Below are 16892 nucleotides of genomic sequence, written 5' to 3'. Positions count from 1 at the left end.
TGCAAACCGGGACTGAAGACTCACAGCCTCCCTCTCACCATCCCGAACCCCGACCGTCACCGGCGGCGTTCTCATTCCTCAATTAAATCCCTATTTAAATGCAGAACTGTTACGATCTAACCATAGGTGCATAAAATTATCTAATTGACATTGGGAGTGAACAATAACATAATTCAGACAGGAACAATAAATATCAAATCAGGAGGCTGAGACATGAAAATTGTAATTCTGGACGGATATACAGAAAATCCCGGAGATCTGAGCTGGGAAGGTTTTGAAGCGTTAGGCGAGGTTACCGTATACGACAGAACTCCGGCGGATCAGATCACGGAGAGAATCGGAGACGCGGAGATCGTTATTATCAATAAGACACCGATCAGCAGGGAAACGCTGGATGTTTGCAAAAGCATCCGATATGTCGGCGTACTGGCTACCGGATTTAATGTAGTTGACATAAAAGCATGCAAAGAGGCGGGAGTGGTGGTTGCGAATATCCCCACCTACGGAACGGACGCAGTGGGACAGTTCGCCATCGCCCTTCTGCTTGAAATCTGCCATCATGTGGCACATCACAGCAATGCGGTTCATGAGGGCCGGTGGTCATCGAACGAGGACTGGTGCTTCTGGGATTACCCCCTGATTGAACTGGCCGGTAAGACCATGGGCATTATCGGTTTCGGCCGGATTGGAAGGGCGACGGGCCGGATTGCAAAAGCTATGGGGATGCGTGTCATTGCTTATGATGGTTATCCGTGTGAGGAAGGCAGGGAACTGGGTGAGTACGTCGGCCTTGATGAGCTTCTTGCCCAGTCGGATGTGATTGCACTCCACTGTCCTCTGACGCCGGAGAACACCGGTCTTATCTGCAGGGCGACGATTGATAAAATGAAGGACGGTGTGATTATTCTCAATAATTCCAGAGGTCCTCTGATTAACGAGGAGGATCTGGCGGAGGCCCTGAACCAGGGAAAGGTCTATGCCGCCGGACTGGATGTGGTGGGGGCGGAGCCAATCAGTATGGATAATCCTCTCCTGAAAGCGGAAAACTGTTTTATCACACCCCACATCTCCTGGGCTCCGAGAGAATCCAGAAAACGGCTGATGGATTTGGCTGTAGACAACTTAAAAGCTTTCCTTGCCGGAAATCCAATCAATGTGGTGAATTAACAGGCAATGATGAGAAGGGGATTTTACAGCGGAAGCTGGAAGATACCCCTTTTTCTTTTAAAGACGGCAGCCTGCCCGCCGGGGATACGGGCTGCCGTTCGGTTGGCGGGCGGCGTAAAGTTTACAGAGTGTGCTTTTCACTGTTTCATTATGGAGGTTATAATATGAGGACATTAGAGTTTAATTATGAAAATGCAATGAATTTTTTAGACAGTGACGAACTTGGTTGTTTCGGACCTACCGTCCGGAACGCGAGGAATCTGCTGGTAAACCGGGAAGGGGAGAGCAGCGGCTATCTGGGCTGGCTCGATCTTCCGGAGGACTATGATAAAGAAGAGTTTGCGGCAATCAAAAAGGCGGCGGAAAAGATTCGGAAGGATTCGGACGTTCTGCTTGTAATCGGAATCGGCGGTTCCTACCTCGGTGCGCGCGCGGCGTATGAACTCTTAGCGGCAAACCGGCCGGAAGAGACTGACAGGGAAGGTAAAACAGAACTTTACTTTGCGGGCAACAATCTGAGCTCCCTCTATATTGAAAATATTAAGAGTAAGCTTGCCGGAAAGGATTTTTCCATCAACGTAATATCCAAATCGGGCACAACCACGGAACCGGCGGTTGCCTTCCGGATTTTTAAAGAGCTCCTGGTGGAGAAGTACGGCGCAGATGAGGCAAAAAACCGGATTTACTGTACAACGGACCGAAAAAGGGGGGCGCTGAAACAGATGGCGGACGAGGAGGGATACCCGACCTTCGTCATTCCAGATGATGTGGGCGGCCGGTTTTCCGTTCTGACTCCGGTGGGACTCCTTCCCATTGCGGCGGCGGGTATCGACGTGGATGACCTGCTTCAGGGAGCCGCCGATATGAGAAAAACGGCTCTCGGCGCGCCCCTGGAAGAAAATCCGGCGCTCCTCTATGCGGCAGTCCGAAATCTCCTTCACCGGAAAGGGAAGGCGGTGGAGATTCTGGTCAATTATGAACCGAACATGCAGTACATCGCGGAGTGGTGCAAGCAGCTTTTTGCGGAGAGCGAAGGAAAGTCGGGAAAGGGGATTTTCCCTGCCTCGGTCAATATGACAACCGATCTTCATTCCCTGGGCCAGTTTATCCAGGACGGTTCCCGCATCATGTTTGAGACGGTGTTTGAAATTGAAAAATCCGGGGCGGAGATTACGCTCAAAAGAGAAGAAAAAGACCTGGACGGCCTGAATTATCTGGATGGAAAGACGCTTGACTTCGTCAACAGGAGCGCAATGAAGGGAACGATGAAGGCGCATGTTGAGGGTGGCGTCCCCAACCTGATTGTGCGGATACCGGAACAGTCGGCATACTGGCTGGGGCAGCTTTTCTATTTCTTTGAGTTTGCAATCGGGGTCAGCGGCTATATATCGGGCATCAATCCGTTTAACCAGCCGGGAGTGGAAATGTATAAATCCAATATGTTCGCCCTTCTCGGAAAACCGGGGTATACGGATTAATCGGCAATGGATTAAGCATAAGCTGTGGTTTGCTCCGCACCCGGTCATATTTATGCGTCCGAGCATATAGTGAACAGATACAGAATTCTTCCATGCAGGAATAATTGTATGATATAATGTCTGTGTTACAGACATTATATCTGCTCATTCCGGTTTCTGCGCTCACCGCAGAAATTCGGGCGCTGCATTCCGTCGGAGACTCATATCCACGGAGTGGATATGATATAATGGAACTGTTTAGAGTCAATATTGTAACTGCGCATCTTTGCCGCCGTAAAGCCCGCAGGGGTAAACGGCGGCGTCAAAAAAGATAGGGGGAATTTGCATGATTGAAGTAAGCTGCAAAGAAAAAATAAAGGGCAGTATGCATTTGCTTACCAACAGTGAAAGTAAAATAGCGAAATACGTACTTGACAATTATAATGAGACACTGAATTATAACGTGTCGGAGCTGGCTGATAAAGCCGGAGTCAGCGACGCCTCGGTCGTCCGTTTCTGCAAGAGCCTGGGCTATAAAGGATTCCAGGATTTTAAAATCAGCGCGGCGCGTGACATTCTGCCGCGTGACCGCTATTTCAACCCCAGCCTGGAGCAGAACGACGATGTGGAGACAATCTGCAAAAAGATATTTAATCTGGAGATGGCGGCTCTCAACAGAACGTTCTCCCTGATTAATTTTAGCGATATGGAGGCGGCCTGCGAGGCCATCAGCAGGGCGGACAAGGTTCTGGCCATGGGCAGCGGCGGGAGCCTGATTGTGGCAAAGGATATGCAGCACAAGCTCATGAAAATCGGCGTCCAGTCATTTGTCCATGACGACATCGATCTGCAGATGATGGCGGCATCTCTGCTGACGGATAAAGACGTCGCCATCTGCATTTCCCATTCTGGCAGTAACCGCAATATACTGAGCGGGCTGAAGCTGGCCCACGACAACGGCGCTACGACAATCGCGCTGACGGGGCAGGGAAAGACGCCGATTGCCAACACCGCGGACATTTCGCTGTATGTAGCGTCGGAGAAAACCATGTTCCGCTCCGAATCCGCGAGTACGAGAATCGCCCAATTGTCCATGATCGATTCCATGGTGTCGATTATTGCGTTTAAAAATTATGAGAAGTCATACCGGGCCGTCCAGCAGACGAGGCAGGCGACGGCGGAAAATAAATTCTGATTTTGACGGGAGGAGAAGGATGAAGGTAACAATTGCAATTGACTCACTGAAGGGCAGCCTGACTTCCCTGGAGGCCGGAGAGGCGGCTGCGGAGGGCATCAGGAGAGTATACGGGGATGCCGCCGTCTGTGTGCGCCCCCTGGCCGACGGAGGAGAGGGGACCGTGCAGGCCCTGGCCTGCGGAATGGGCGGAATGCTCAGGAAAGTCACCGTTACCGGTCCATTAGGGAAGCCGGTGGACTGTGAGTACGGGATTATTAAGGAGAGCAGAACTGCGGTCGTCGAGATGGCCGGAGCCGCCGGAATCACCCTGGTTTCAGACGCGGAGCGCAATCCGCTCTATGCGACTACATACGGAGTCGGGGAAGTAATCAAAGATGCAATTGCAAACGGCTGCCGGAGATTTGTCGTGGGAATCGGAGGCAGCGCCACCAATGACGGAGGCGTGGGAATGCTGCAGGCGCTGGGATACGGGATCCTGGACGGAGACGGCGCACAGGTGCCCTTCGGCGCCGCCGGTCTTGAAAAAATCACATCCATCACCGATGACAACGTGCTGCCGGAGCTATCCGAGTGCACGTTCCGGATTGCCTGTGACGTGACGAACCCCCTCTGCGGGGAGCAGGGATGCAGCGCCGTGTTCGGCCCCCAGAAAGGTGCGGATCCGGATATGATCCGCCGGATGGATGAGTGGCTGATGCGGTTCGCCGTGCTAGCGCAGGAGAAATACCCGAATGCCGATCCGAATTATCCGGGAACGGGAGCGGCCGGAGGCCTTGGTTTTGCATTCCTCGGCTTCACAAACGCGGTTCTGGAATCGGGAGTGAAGATTGTGCTCGATGAAACCAGGCTGGACGAATATGTCAGGGATGCCGATATCGTTATCACCGGAGAGGGCAGGCTGGACGGCCAGACCGTGATGGGAAAGGCTCCCATCGGAGTGGCGCGGACGGCAAAGAAGTACGGGAAAACGGTCATTGGATTGTCCGGTTGTGTGACCAGAGACGCGGTGGCCTGTAACGCGGAGGGCATCGATGCATTTTTCCCGATTCTGCGGACCGTGGTCAGCCTGGATGAGGCGATGGAGACGGAGACTGCGAGGCGGAATCTGGCGGATACGGCGGAGCAGGTATTTCGGCTGATTCATACCCTGAAGGAGCGGTAATCTATATACTGCATACAGAATGCCGCGGATGTCCAACACCGCCATAACTACTGTTATCACCATAAAAGCCAATACCGGCCGCTGCTGTTACGCAGGACCGGTATTGGCTTTTATGGGTTCAAAGTTCAGTGAGTTTGGCTGCCCCGGTATTCGAGGGTCCATGGACAGCCTTAATAAGGATAGGTTGAATATATTGTAAAGGCTTATAAAGCCAGTTTACCAACAGCTTTTTCTGCGGCTTCAACAAATTCGCCGTCTTTTAATACTTTGAAGATCTTGTTCATGTCTTTGTAGATAGCGCGGTCTGTTTCCATGAAGGATACTTCGCGGCGTACCAGGTCATAAACGGCCTTTGTGCCTTTGCCGAGTTTGTCGGCGCCCTTGAAATCAGCAGCCTGTGCGGCACAGATAAGCTCGATGGCCAGTACATGCTCCGCATGGTCGATGATGGTTGCTGCCTTACGGGAAGCGATGGTACCCATACTTACATGGTCTTCCTGGTTGGCGGATGTCGGAATACTGTCTACGCTGGCCGGATGAGCCAGAACTTTATTCTCGGATACGAGAGCTGCCGCAGCGTACTGTGCAACCATGAATCCGTCGTTGATTCCTTCTTCTACACATAAGAAGCCCGGAAGTCCGCTGAGCTGTGGGTTAACAAGGCGCTCAATTCTGCGCTCTGCAACGTTTGCAAACTCTGCCATAGCGATTCCCAGAGTATCCATAGCGATAGCAACAGGCTGTCCGTGGAAGTTTCCGCCGGAGAAGATGTCGCCGTTATCCGGGAAGATAATTGGGTTGTCTGTTACGGAGTTGATCTCTGTCTCAATTACGCCTCTTACATAGTCGAATGCAAGGCGGCTTGCGCCGTGAATCTGAGGCAGGCAGCGTAAGGAATAAGCATCCTGTACACGGATCTGTCCCTGTCTGGTTGTCAGCTTGCTGCCCTGTAAAAGCTGAAGCATGTTGGCGGCAACGTCAACCTGGCCCTTGTGAGGACGAACCATCTGGATTCTTGGATCGTATGGGTCGATAATGCCTTCCAGGGAATCTACGGTAAGAGCAGAAGTGATATCTGCCATCTTTGTCAAAATTTCAGCATCATGGATAGCCAGGCTGGCTACGCCAAGCATAGCGCAGGTACCGTTGATTAAAGCCAGGCCCTCTTTTGCTTTTAATGTAACTACGGGGATTCCGGCTGCTTCCATTGCTGCGCGGCCTTCCATTACTTTACCCTCGTACTCTGCTTCGCCTTCTCCGATCATCGGAAGAACCATATGAGCCAGTGGGCACAGATCGCCGCTGGAACCTACGGAGCCTTTCTCCGGGATAACAGGATGAACGCCCTTGTTAATCATGGCAATCAGGGTCTCTACGGTAGATAAACGGATACCGGAGAATCCTTTAGCCAGAGCATTTACACGCAGCAGCATGATAGCTCTTGTAACGTCCTGTTTAAATGGATCGCCTACGCCTACGGCGTCGGATAAGATCAGGTTCAACTGCAGTTTGTCCAGTTCATTTTCTGATATTGCCACATTTACGAATTTACCAAAACCTGTGTTAAGTCCGTAAATAACTTTCTTTTCTTCAATGTTTTTCTCTACGATATCACGGGAGATCTGAATATTTTTTTTGGCCTCTTCGCTTAAGCCCACTTCTGCCTTATTGCGGGCAATTTCCACTACCTGATCAATTGTCAGGCTGTTGCCGTCCAGAAAAATCATAATATGTAAACCCTCCAATCACATAATTTGCCGCTTTGGCGGCCGTTCGTTGTTTTGATGTTTTTAGTCTACACCCTCGATGTCGATAAACTGTCGATGTCAGGGCCTGTACTAGATTATATTCTATTTTTTTCTAAAACAGAAGCAAATATTTTATCGTCGTTATACAGGCGGTTAATGGAAAGTTTTATTTCGTAATTCTTTACAAAAATAAGTTGTGTTTTGTTGCGAATTTGTGTGATATGCTTTAATATTGTATAGGGAACATTCAGACACGACTTGGGGAGGGCTTCTTGATGAAGGACGTTACTGTTGTATTAATGAACACACCGTCAGTGATAGTGGATGGGGAGAAGAAAGTATTTCCATACAGGAAAGTCGAAGGCCTATTCTATTACATATGTGTAAGAAAAAGAATAACGAGGGATGAAGCGATTGGGATTTTCTGGGCGGACTGCGACGAAACCAGCGCCAGGAAAAACCTGAGGGATGCGCTGTACCATATCAAAAAGATTGTAGGCCCGGATATTATCAGCATGGACGGCAATGTGTTCATTTCGCTGAATCCCGAGCTTCATATAAAAGTAGATGTGGACGAGGCCAGGGCAAATATTCTGGAACATTACGAGGGGGAGTTTATGAGCTTCTTCTATGTAAAGAACTGTCTGGAATTTGAGAACTGGATGGATGATTACAGAAGAGAGCTGAAGGAACATTATATTAAGGCGGCTGAGCACAAAGCCGAGCAGGCGATACACGACGGCGATACTTCGGAGGCGCTCCGCTATGCGGGGAAGCTGGTTGAAGTTTTATTCCTGGACGAGAGCTTTTACAGAAAGATGCTGACGTTCCTGATGGGGGAAGGGGAGTATTCCTCGGCAATATCCCTGTACCAGAAGTTTGCGCTGGCGCTTAAGCAGGATCTGGAGGAAGAGCCGGAAGCGGAAACAAAGGCGCTGATGGATAAGATTCTCAAGCTGCGCAAGAAAATTGCGGAGCATCCGGTAAAAGAACAGCGGCTTTTCATGGGGCGCCAGAAGGAACTGTACGGAATCTATGAGAGTATCCAGAAACACAGGGTGAAGGGCAAGGATTCCGGGGAGAATTTCGTTCTCATCTCGGGTGAGGCGGGGGTCGGGAAGACGGCCCTGATGGGGCAGCTCCGGACACTTCTGGAGGAGGAAAATCATACCGTGTTTTCTTATTGCTGCTGTTCATCGGAATCGGATCTGTATCTGAAACCGTGGAATGATATTTTAAACCAGGTGAGGGAATTCTGCTTAAAACAGCGGAAGGATTTGAAGACCCTGGAATATTTTATTTCCAAAGAAGTGACGGATTACAGGATTTTTGCCACCCAGTACGGGATTCATATGGAAGATATGCTCCGGACCTTCTGCAGGGATTTTGGCAATACGGAGATTATTATTTTTCTGGATGATATCCAGTGGATGGATTCGTCGAGCATCCAGCTTCTGAACAATATGCTGTTCCATCTGAGGGACTGCCCGATTTTCATAGTTGCGGCCAGCAGACTGGAAACGGTGAAAGAAATCCGGGATATGGAAGTTTCCCTGATGAGGGAAGGGCTGATTCGGGAACTGAAATTAAAGCGGTTTACCCTGGAGGAGACGAGAGAGCTGATCGAGGCGCAGGCCCATGAGCTTCTGGGAGATCCGGAAAAACTTGATAAAATATATGAGTATACGGATGGAAATGCACTGTTCCTGACCGAGCTTCTCAAGATATTGAAAGATAATGACGGGGGAATGATGACGGACAATCCGCTGACCTCCAAGATGGTCAGCATCATCCAGAGCCGTCTGATGAAACTGACGGACGAGGAGCAGAATCTGCTTAATGTAATGTCTGTTTTCTACCATGAAGTGACGATAGAAGACATTCAGATTCTGTATCCGGAAGCAGAACTTAGAATCTACGATCTTCTGGAGGGCCTTCTGGCGCGCCAGATTATCTATGAGAAGGTGGAAACGTCGGCCATTACCTATCAGTTTACCCACAGCCTGATCCACAACTATGTCCAGTCGAAGATTTCGGCGGGCAGAAAGCAGATTTACCACAGGCAGGTTGCCGGATATTACGAGCAGAAATATAAGGAGACAGGGGATATCACCCTGATGCCGGAGCTGATCTACCATTTTGAAAATGCTAAGGATTTATACAAAAAATACGAGTACAAGCTGGAATACTTTAAAGAGTTTTTCTCCGGCACCCAGGAGATTTACCCAGTGATGTCATCCAGCTTTACCGATAAATTCTTTTTCCCGGATCTGGATTCCAGCGAGAACGTGCTGATCCCTCTGGCGGAGGAGATCAGGGCATTGCCGAACCGGGATCAGAAATATCAGGAGCTTCGTATGAAGGTGGAGTATCTGATTGGAAGATACGATCTTTCGAGCGGGGATTACCAGTACGGCCTGCGCAATATGAATGCCTGCATCGAGGCGGCTAGGATACTTAAGAATTCCAGATACCTGATGGACAGCTATCTTCAGATGATTTATTATGCGATCCAGGTGTACGATCTGGATATGATGAAGGAATATGTCGGGTACTGCTCGGAACTTCTGGATGAGTACCATTATCCTGAGTCTACATCCTATATGATACAGCGCCTCACCGCGCTTTACTACAGCAAGACTCTGCAGTACGATAAGGCGGCCGAGCTTCTGGAAAACCTGATTCCCAAACTGGAAAGACTCCAGATGGATCCGTCCTGTATGGCGGGGCTGATTGCCTGCTACAATTACCGCGGTGAAATCTTCATGAAACTGGAAGACTGGGAGAATGCGCACACCTGTATCAGCAAAGCGCTTTCCTTCAGCCATGCGGCACCCCCGACGGCAGGGCTGGGAATGTCGTTTACCAATATGGGCATTATCCTTTACAGAATGGATAATTATGACAAGGCATCCGAATACTTCGACAAGGCCAGGGGCTGTTTCCAGAATCTTTCCATCCAGTGGGGGCGTGCGAAAGAAGAGGCATATTCCGCGCTGCTGGAATTGAAACTGGGCAAAACAAAGAGTGCGCTGGTACGCTATAAGGCGGCATGCAAGTACACGGACAAAGACTACAGTCCGAATACACTGCTCATGCTGCAGACCGTTTACAATCAACTGAAAGAAATACCGGGACTGGATGTCCCGGAACCGCCGAAGATTCCGGCAAAAAAGGTAAAGCCGGTATAACCGTGCCGGCCGGGGATACCTGGTGTTGAAAAAAGTATAATCAAAAAATAGAAAAAAGAGGAAATTCAGTCTGAACGGGCAAGGGCCCAACTGGATTTCCTCTTTTTTCTAATACTATAATACCACAAAAATGGCTTATTTTCAAGACTTGTAATGCATCTGCGCCGGGCGTATAATGAGCAGCTACAATACATTTTACCAGATCCGGACCAAAAAGGGAGCCGGCTCTGGAACCGTTAAGAGAAGACGAAAGGGGGATATATGGAGGAACGGATTTTTGAGGTGATGCAGCTTAAAAATACGGAGGAAGAGATTGCGGGACTTCTGGCATGCAGTGAAAAGACGGAAGAGCACGGTCTGACTCTGACCAGGGAGGAGGCTGCGGAGCTGGTGGTCAGCCGCAATGGCAGCCTGAAGAAATACCGCCGTGTGGAGTTTGGCAGGGGGATGCTGGATAAACTGGTATATACATTCTGCGATTCCGAGTATATAAACAGCGACGACTATCTGGAAACTCTGGAGGAGCTGCTGGAACTGTTCTATGAATTCAGGAATGAATCAGGCGACAAACTCAGCGACGACGAACTTCTGGCATTCATGAAAGAGCAGTTTGAGGGCGTCTGTTACGGCGACCTGGAATATCTGGGCGGTACCTGCCTGGAGCGTTTTGCCGCGACGGTGAGAGCCGGATATACCGGATTTCGGAGCACACAGGGGAAAGGAGAGTATGAGGCTCTTTCTTCAGAACAAAGATGGGACAACGAACTGTATATGAAAGTTTTAAAAGAACAGTTCTGGGAGTAATAGTAACGGTTCTGCCATGGTTAATTTTGCTGCAGTTTGGCCGAAGGCTGAACGGTAACGAGTAATACGAAAGGAGTATGGTATGGAATATGAGATGGCGCAGCTTCTGGAGCTGACGAAACAACTGACCGAACAGTACACGTCAAAAGATATGAGTTCAATCACATACGAAACAGCGGGAATGCTGATGGAGGCGGTTCTATACTGCATCAGGGAAGACAGATACCGGGAAGAATCCGCGCTTTTGGGAAGACAGATGCCCGCAGAACAGGGAATAATGGATGCCGCAGCCGCCTATGCGAGAGGTTATAAAGCCGTACTGGGCAAGGTGAACCGTGCAAGGGGAATCTACGGAATGCTGATCAACGGGTTCGAAGACTATGGCTGCATTAATTACAGAGACACGATAACCAGAGGAATGCCCGGATTCTTCGTAAAATACGACGCCAAATACTGTCCCCAGGATCACATCCTGACCCTGGACTATCCCGTCATAGGAGGCAACGCCATCAAAAGAGGAGAGCACACGCTCTGCGGAATCGATCTAATCTACGAATACCTGAAAGGCATATGGTCGGAAAAGCGATTCCTGGCCCACTTCGGGCGCCAGGAGATCATAAACCTGATGCATTCACTCTACGGCGAGTACGAGTCCCTCTGCCTGGATAACCTGTGCGAACCGGTCCTCCTTAACGCCGCAGGCTGCCTAATCGCCCAAAAACCGGTCCAGACCCTGGAAGTAGGCCGGGACGGCCTCTGCCTCCTGGAAAACTACTTCGAAAACTGCACCACCGCCCAAATAGCCGCCAAACTACAACCCTACATCCTGGCCCTGACAGAAAACACAGAATGGTTCCGCCAGACCCCCACCCTCTACGCCCCCAGCATAGAAAACGCTATAAAACACAAAAATCTGGAATCACTCTTCCAGATTTAAAGACCATTCAATTCTATCACTTCAACAACCTCTTCAACCACCGCCCACCCTAACAGAAACTCAAAGTCCGCCCCCAATCCCTCCAATCACTTAGTGGCCGCAACAATACCACTCCCCCGGAAAAACGAGGCAGCCGGCCGTTTCAGGAACAGGACGGGCCGATCCCTGCCCTGGTCTTCAGTCCCGTCGACACGCTGCCCGGGGGGAAGAAGGGTGGAAACATTCCGCAGGGGACCTTGGAATCCGCCGGCGCTTAACGAGGTATTCCACGAGTTTAGCACCGTTGTGCATTCCACAAGCGGGAGCGAGTCCCCGGAGGAATATTTTCAGCCCTGATTCCCCCTGCCGATACCCCCTCCCCGGGACTGAAGACCCACCAACAAACTCCCCCGCCCGTCCCCTTCCTGTAAACAGCCCTCATTTTTCCCCACACAAAACGGGGAGAGAAACCTATCACAATTTCTCTCCCCATATATAATCACCATTTTAAAGAATTGCAGCTTTCCGGCTCCCGGTCCGCCGCATTGTATTTATCACCAAAGAGGGTTTTAGAAATATAACTGATCCATTGAGAAGGTATGTGTTCTCAGATAGAACTTAAGCACTTCTTCCAGAGCGTAAACTGGAACAGGTCCTACCAGTTCGCAGTCCTCAACCAGGATGCCGTACTGGGATGCCTCGGATTTGATTGTCTCAAATACGCGGTGGATTGGTGTCTTCTCATAGTTTGTCAGGTTCATGGAAACCTGAACGATTCCGCGCTCTTCCAGAGGAAGTGCGATGGCGCGTACGTTCTGATATCCGCCGGCAGCGCCTCTGACCGCTTTTACAATCTGTTTTGCGATAGCGATGTCAGCCGTTTTTAAGTTTACGTTGAATGCTACAAGCGGGAAACGTACGCCGGTAACGGTAGCGCCGCTCTTGGCATTGAAGTCCTTAGGTCCTTCATCCGGAACCCATGCAGGATCTTTCATACGCTCGCAGAGAGCTTCGTACTCGCCCTTACGGATGCGTACCAGGTTCTTTCTCTCTTCGCAGGTAGCAGCGTCTTCGTAGTAATATACCGGAACGCCCAGTTCTTCGCCCAGATAGTTTCCGAATGCTCTTGCAATAACGAGAGCCTCATCGATCGATACATCTTTTACAGGGATAAACGGAACAACGTCAACGGCGCCGATACGTGGATGGCTTCCGATGTGTTTTGTCATATCGATCAGCTCGATCGCTTTTGCAGCCAGGCGTTTTGTTCCGGCTAAAACAGCCTCTGGGCTTCCCTTGTAGGTAAATACGGTACGGTTGTGGTTTGCATTGGAGTTAATGTCCATTACATCAACTTCTTCTCCGTCCAGAAGAGCGGCCTTAACCTGCTCGACCAGATCCAGATCCTTGCCTTCGCTGATATTAACTTCAGCCATTAAAACTTTCATTACTTTTCCTCCTGATTTCTTTAATTCATGGCGTATGTAATTACACACATCTATTTCAAAGGGGCGTTACGCCTCTGAAATGACTTTTACATCATTCCCTTTCCGAGATCTGCCATTGCGTCTTCCATTTCCTTTGTTCTGGCTTCGTCCTTAATCATGGACAGGTTGGCCTGGATGTTTAAAACACAGCCCTTTACGCCGGATTCGGACAGATATTTTGCACTCATAAGGTCGGAGAGGCAGGCAGGGTTGGAAGAACCTTCCAGACGGCATACCAGATCGTAAACTCTCTTATTGTTATATCCGTTGTTCTTCGGAACAAGGGCAGCCTGGTAAGCAGCGTCGCGGACAGCCTGTTTTCTGACTTCTTTTTCTTCGTCTGTGGACTTTGGAAGAGCAAAAGCGTCTTTAATCATGCAGTAAGCTTCCGTGTCCTGCTCGGATCCTTTTAAAAGGGTCTGGGCGAGTTGATCCAGTTCCTCAGACATAGCCGTGTATTCTTCTACGGTGAGATTAACCGGTTTTGCCATGGAAAGTTTCGCAACCATGGAAGCCATGCCGGCAGCCATAGCTCCGGCCAGAGCGGAAGCGGAGCCGCCTCCTACGGTAAAGTCATCTGAATCAACAACCTTGTTAAATACGTCTAAATACATAAAATGCCTCCCTGAGCCGCTACTTTGCCTTTTTTAATGATCGTTTCGATCGGATTGCGGCCATATTTGTAAATTAAATCTTCGTAAGTATCTGTGTCTAGAATCAAGAGATCCGCCATCTTACCGGGGGTAAGGGAACCTCTGTCTTTCAATCCCATTGCTTTGGCGGCGCCTTTTGTTGCGGCGCGCAGCGCTTCTTCCGGAGTAAATCCATGCTGCCTGCAGGCAAGCACAAGAATGAAGATCATGGATTCGCACCAGCATCCGGGACAGCAGTTGGTAGCAAGGCCCAGATCCATTCCAATCTCTAACATTGGGCGCGGATTAACCTGTTTTGCATGGTTTACGGCAAAGTCGGTGCCTACCAGTAAAACTCCGGTAACATCGGCATCCTTCAGTTTCTGGAATACGTCCACCGGTGTGTAGTTCAGATGATCGGCCGACAGCATATGCATATCGGCAGCCAGATCGGAACCGCCTATATAAGAGTAGGCGTCGGTGTGAATTCTTGGAGCCAGTCCGTAATCGCGGCCGGCAGCCAGTACGGTTTCACATTCCTTCGCCGTATAATGTCCTTCGTCACACCAGATGTCGTTGCAGCCGGCCAGTTTCTCTTCGGCCACGCGCGGAATCATCTCCTTGCAGAGAAGCTCTATGTAATCCTCTTTTTTCATTCCTTCCGTCCAGCCATGGGCTCCGAGGAAGGTGGAGAAAATATCCAGAGGCAGTTCAGCGTTTAACTCGCGGTTTACCTCCAGCATACGGATTTCGGATTCCATTGTCAGGCCGTATCCGCTTTTCCCTTCAAGAGTAGTGGTTCCGTTCATAAACATATTTTCCAGACGGCGTTTTGTCTGTGCCTTTAACTCTTCTTTGGGAAGGTTAACCGTCATGTTGACGGAGGCATAGATTCCGGTCGGGATTCCTTTTTTAACCAGAGTTTCCGGATTGTCATCCGTAACGGAAATGGAATAAGCGGCTACTCTGGAACCGCCGAATGTCACGTGAGTATGGCAGTCGATAAAGCCCGGCAGTACAACCTTCCTGGAAGCGTCGATGGTTTCCACTTCAGTGCCTTCGGCTTTCAGTTTCTCAGCCAGTTTATCAATCTCCGCCGCTTTGCCCGCGGCCTCGATCAGACCGTCACGGATCAGGACGCTGCCGCCTTCAATCAGGCCGATATCGTTATTATGATCGCCTTCCATGGTCAGAAGCTGCCTGGCGTTTCGGATCAGGAGAACTTTTTTACTGTTATCCATTGTGGTCTCCTTTCATAAATCAATCAGTTTACATAAATCAAAGGTATAAAAAAACACAATCAGGAGGGCACATAAGTACCCTTATGAACCCTCCTGCAATGTACATTTCTGTACGATTATCTGATATATTCGCCTTCTGGAGCAAATGTAACCTTATCGGCTGTTTCCCACCAGAGCGGAATCTTGATGCCTTCGCCGCCAGCAATCTTGCCGGTTCCGTTGCAGACATCTTTTGCAGCCTGGTATCCGGACTGAGCGTGACGTACAACACCGATACCGGAGTCAACGGTCAGAGCAGAGTCAAGTCTAACATCAGCTTCTTCTGTACCATCAGCGATCATGGTAACACCTGTATGTACAGCCTCACCCATGGAGTAGTTAGCCTGGATAGCGATCAGGTCGCAGCCTGCTGCACAGTTTAATAAACCATTTAAGTATGGCCAGTCAGAGATGTAGTCTCCGCCGTCTGGCATGTTCTCGGACTCGAATGTCGGGTTAACGATAGAACCGGAGTCTAAGTTATCTCTGGAGAATGCTACCGGGCCCTTTACCTCGCCCTTCTTAATTAATTCGTTTACAGCAAGACCGAAACGTCTTCTTTCGCCAAAGCCCATGTAGCAGATACGTGCCGGAAGAGCCTCGATCGGAAGGTGTTTTCTAGCCAGGTTGATCCATCTCTCAACGAGTTTGTCACCCTTGCAGATTTCAAGTGCCAGGTCATCCAGACGTGCAAGGTCGGATGCTTCACCGGAGATACAGGTCCAACGGAAAGGTCCGCGGCCTTCGCAGAACAGTGGTCTGATGTAAGCTGCTACGAAACCTTCAATCTGTTTTGCTTCTTTCTCAGGCATACCTGCATCGATACACTCTTTACGAATGCTTGTGCCGTACTCAAATGCTTCAACGCCGCGTTTTTTGAACTCGATCATAGCGCGTAACTGACGCTGCATTGTCTCACGTGCTGCTGCAAGATATGCTTTTCTGTCTTTTCCTCTGAATACGTCAGCCTCTTCTCCTGTATATCCTGCAGGGATATAGGAAATCGGGTCGTGGCAAGGACACATTTCTGTAACTACGTCCGGAAGGAAGTTCTTAGCAAGAGCCTCTTCGTAAACTTCTGCTGCGTTACCAACAACACCGATGGAGATCGGGTCATCTTTCTCAATATGCTCTTTAGCGATAGCGATAGCTTCGTCTAAAGTTCTAACCATCATATCCATGTAGTTCTTCTCGATACGTCTCTGGATAACTCTCTCGTCAGCATCAACAAGGATAACTACTGCGCCATGCATCTTGCCGGCCCATGTCTGGTTTCCACCCATGCCGCCTGCACCTGCTGTTAAGAAAATCTTGCCGTGCATGTCATTATCCCACTCTTTTTTAAGAGCGATAGCTGTCAGAGTCTCGAATGTTCCTTCGATAACGCCCTGTGTACCAATGTACTCCCAAGGAGCAGCTGTGTACTGTGCGAAGATTGTAAGGTTTTTATCCTGAAGGTCGTAGAAACGCTCCCAGTCAGCTTTCATAATATTAGTAGTAGCCATAACAACACGTGGAGCTAATTTGTGTGTTTTGAATACTGCAACCGGCATACCGGACTGGATAACCAGTGTCTCATTGTCTTCAAGGTCTTTTAAGGACTGAACGATTGCATGGTAGGATTCCCAGTTTCTTGCGCATTTTCCGTTACCACCGTAAATAACTAACTGCTCCGGAATCTCTGCGTTTTCCATGTTGTTCTCAAGCATTCTTAAGATTGTTTCCTGTTTCCAGCCTTTACATCTTAATGTGTCACCTCTCTGGGCTTTTACGGAATAATAGATTTCCGGTTTTCCTTCCTTTGCTGGGTACATGTTTCCACCGTTCATTGACATAGCTAAATTCCTCCA

The 16892-nt window shown here is 49.6% G+C and carries 12 protein-coding genes; 7 read left to right on the top strand and 5 right to left on the bottom strand.

The genetic code is table 11. From position 1 onward, the window contains the following. Positions 1-213 precede the first annotated feature (213 nt). From QZT18_RS15930 to QZT18_RS15915, 4 genes are all read left to right on the top strand, one after another. Positions 214-1167 carry a D-2-hydroxyacid dehydrogenase gene (locus tag QZT18_RS15930; protein WP_294149218.1) on the top strand — a complete coding sequence of 318 codons (954 nt, stop codon included), beginning with the start codon at positions 214-216 and terminating at the stop codon, positions 1165-1167. Positions 1168-1331: 164 nt separating this feature from the next. Beyond that, on the top strand, positions 1332-2645 hold the full coding sequence (locus QZT18_RS15925) for a glucose-6-phosphate isomerase (RefSeq protein ID WP_294149216.1): 1314 nt from the start codon (positions 1332-1334) through the stop codon (positions 2643-2645). Between the two features lie 325 nt (positions 2646-2970). Then, a complete protein-coding gene (locus tag QZT18_RS15920) occupies positions 2971-3819 on the top strand; it encodes a MurR/RpiR family transcriptional regulator (RefSeq protein WP_294149214.1) in 849 nt (282 codons plus the stop codon). Positions 3820-3838: 19 nt separating this feature from the next. Further along, a complete protein-coding gene (locus QZT18_RS15915; RefSeq protein WP_294149213.1) occupies positions 3839-4984 on the top strand; it encodes a glycerate kinase in 1146 nt (381 codons plus the stop codon). Positions 4985-5187: 203 nt separating this feature from the next. Here QZT18_RS15915 and hutH read toward each other — a convergent pair whose 3' ends face one another. After that, on the bottom strand, positions 5188-6711 hold the full coding sequence (hutH, locus tag QZT18_RS15910; protein WP_294149211.1) for a histidine ammonia-lyase: 1524 nt from the start codon (positions 6709-6711) through the stop codon (positions 5188-5190). A gap of 296 nt (positions 6712-7007) precedes the next feature. Here hutH and QZT18_RS15905 point away from each other — a divergent pair, with 296 nt between their 5' ends. From QZT18_RS15905 to QZT18_RS15895, 3 genes are all read left to right on the top strand, one after another. Then, entirely contained in the window at positions 7008-9923 is a 2916-nt protein-coding gene (locus QZT18_RS15905; protein WP_294149208.1) for an AAA family ATPase, read from the top strand. Positions 9924-10184: 261 nt separating this feature from the next. Further along, complete coding sequence (locus QZT18_RS15900; protein WP_294149206.1) at positions 10185-10727, top strand: DUF6323 family protein; 543 nt, start codon at positions 10185-10187, stop codon at positions 10725-10727. An 82-nt stretch (positions 10728-10809) separates the two neighbouring features. Beyond that, positions 10810-11664, top strand: coding sequence for a DUF6179 domain-containing protein (locus QZT18_RS15895; RefSeq protein ID WP_294149204.1), 855 nt, complete (start codon positions 10810-10812; stop codon positions 11662-11664). 548 nt (positions 11665-12212) lie between these two features. Here QZT18_RS15895 and ftcD read toward each other — a convergent pair. The 4 genes from ftcD to QZT18_RS15875 all read right to left on the bottom strand — a co-directional run bounded on the left by ftcD (position 12213) and on the right by QZT18_RS15875 (position 16877). Beyond that, positions 12213-13091, bottom strand: coding sequence for a glutamate formimidoyltransferase (gene ftcD, locus QZT18_RS15890; RefSeq protein WP_294149202.1), 879 nt, complete (start codon positions 13089-13091; stop codon positions 12213-12215). Positions 13092-13177: 86 nt separating this feature from the next. After that, positions 13178-13744, bottom strand: coding sequence for a cyclodeaminase/cyclohydrolase family protein (locus QZT18_RS15885; protein WP_294149199.1), 567 nt, complete (start codon positions 13742-13744; stop codon positions 13178-13180). Further along, positions 13735-15003, bottom strand: coding sequence for an imidazolonepropionase (gene hutI, locus QZT18_RS15880; protein WP_294149197.1), 1269 nt, complete (start codon positions 15001-15003; stop codon positions 13735-13737). Before hutI ends, QZT18_RS15885 begins: the two co-directional genes overlap by 10 nt. A gap of 116 nt (positions 15004-15119) precedes the next feature. Then, complete coding sequence (locus QZT18_RS15875) at positions 15120-16877, bottom strand: urocanate hydratase (RefSeq protein WP_294149191.1); 1758 nt, start codon at positions 16875-16877, stop codon at positions 15120-15122. Positions 16878-16892: the final 15 nt, after the last annotated feature.

Origin of the sequence: uncultured Clostridium sp., assembly GCF_900547735.1 — a bacterium.
Classification (GTDB): domain Bacteria; phylum Bacillota; class Clostridia; order Lachnospirales; family Lachnospiraceae; genus Otoolea.
This window is presented reverse-complemented; position numbering and strand designations above follow the sequence as displayed.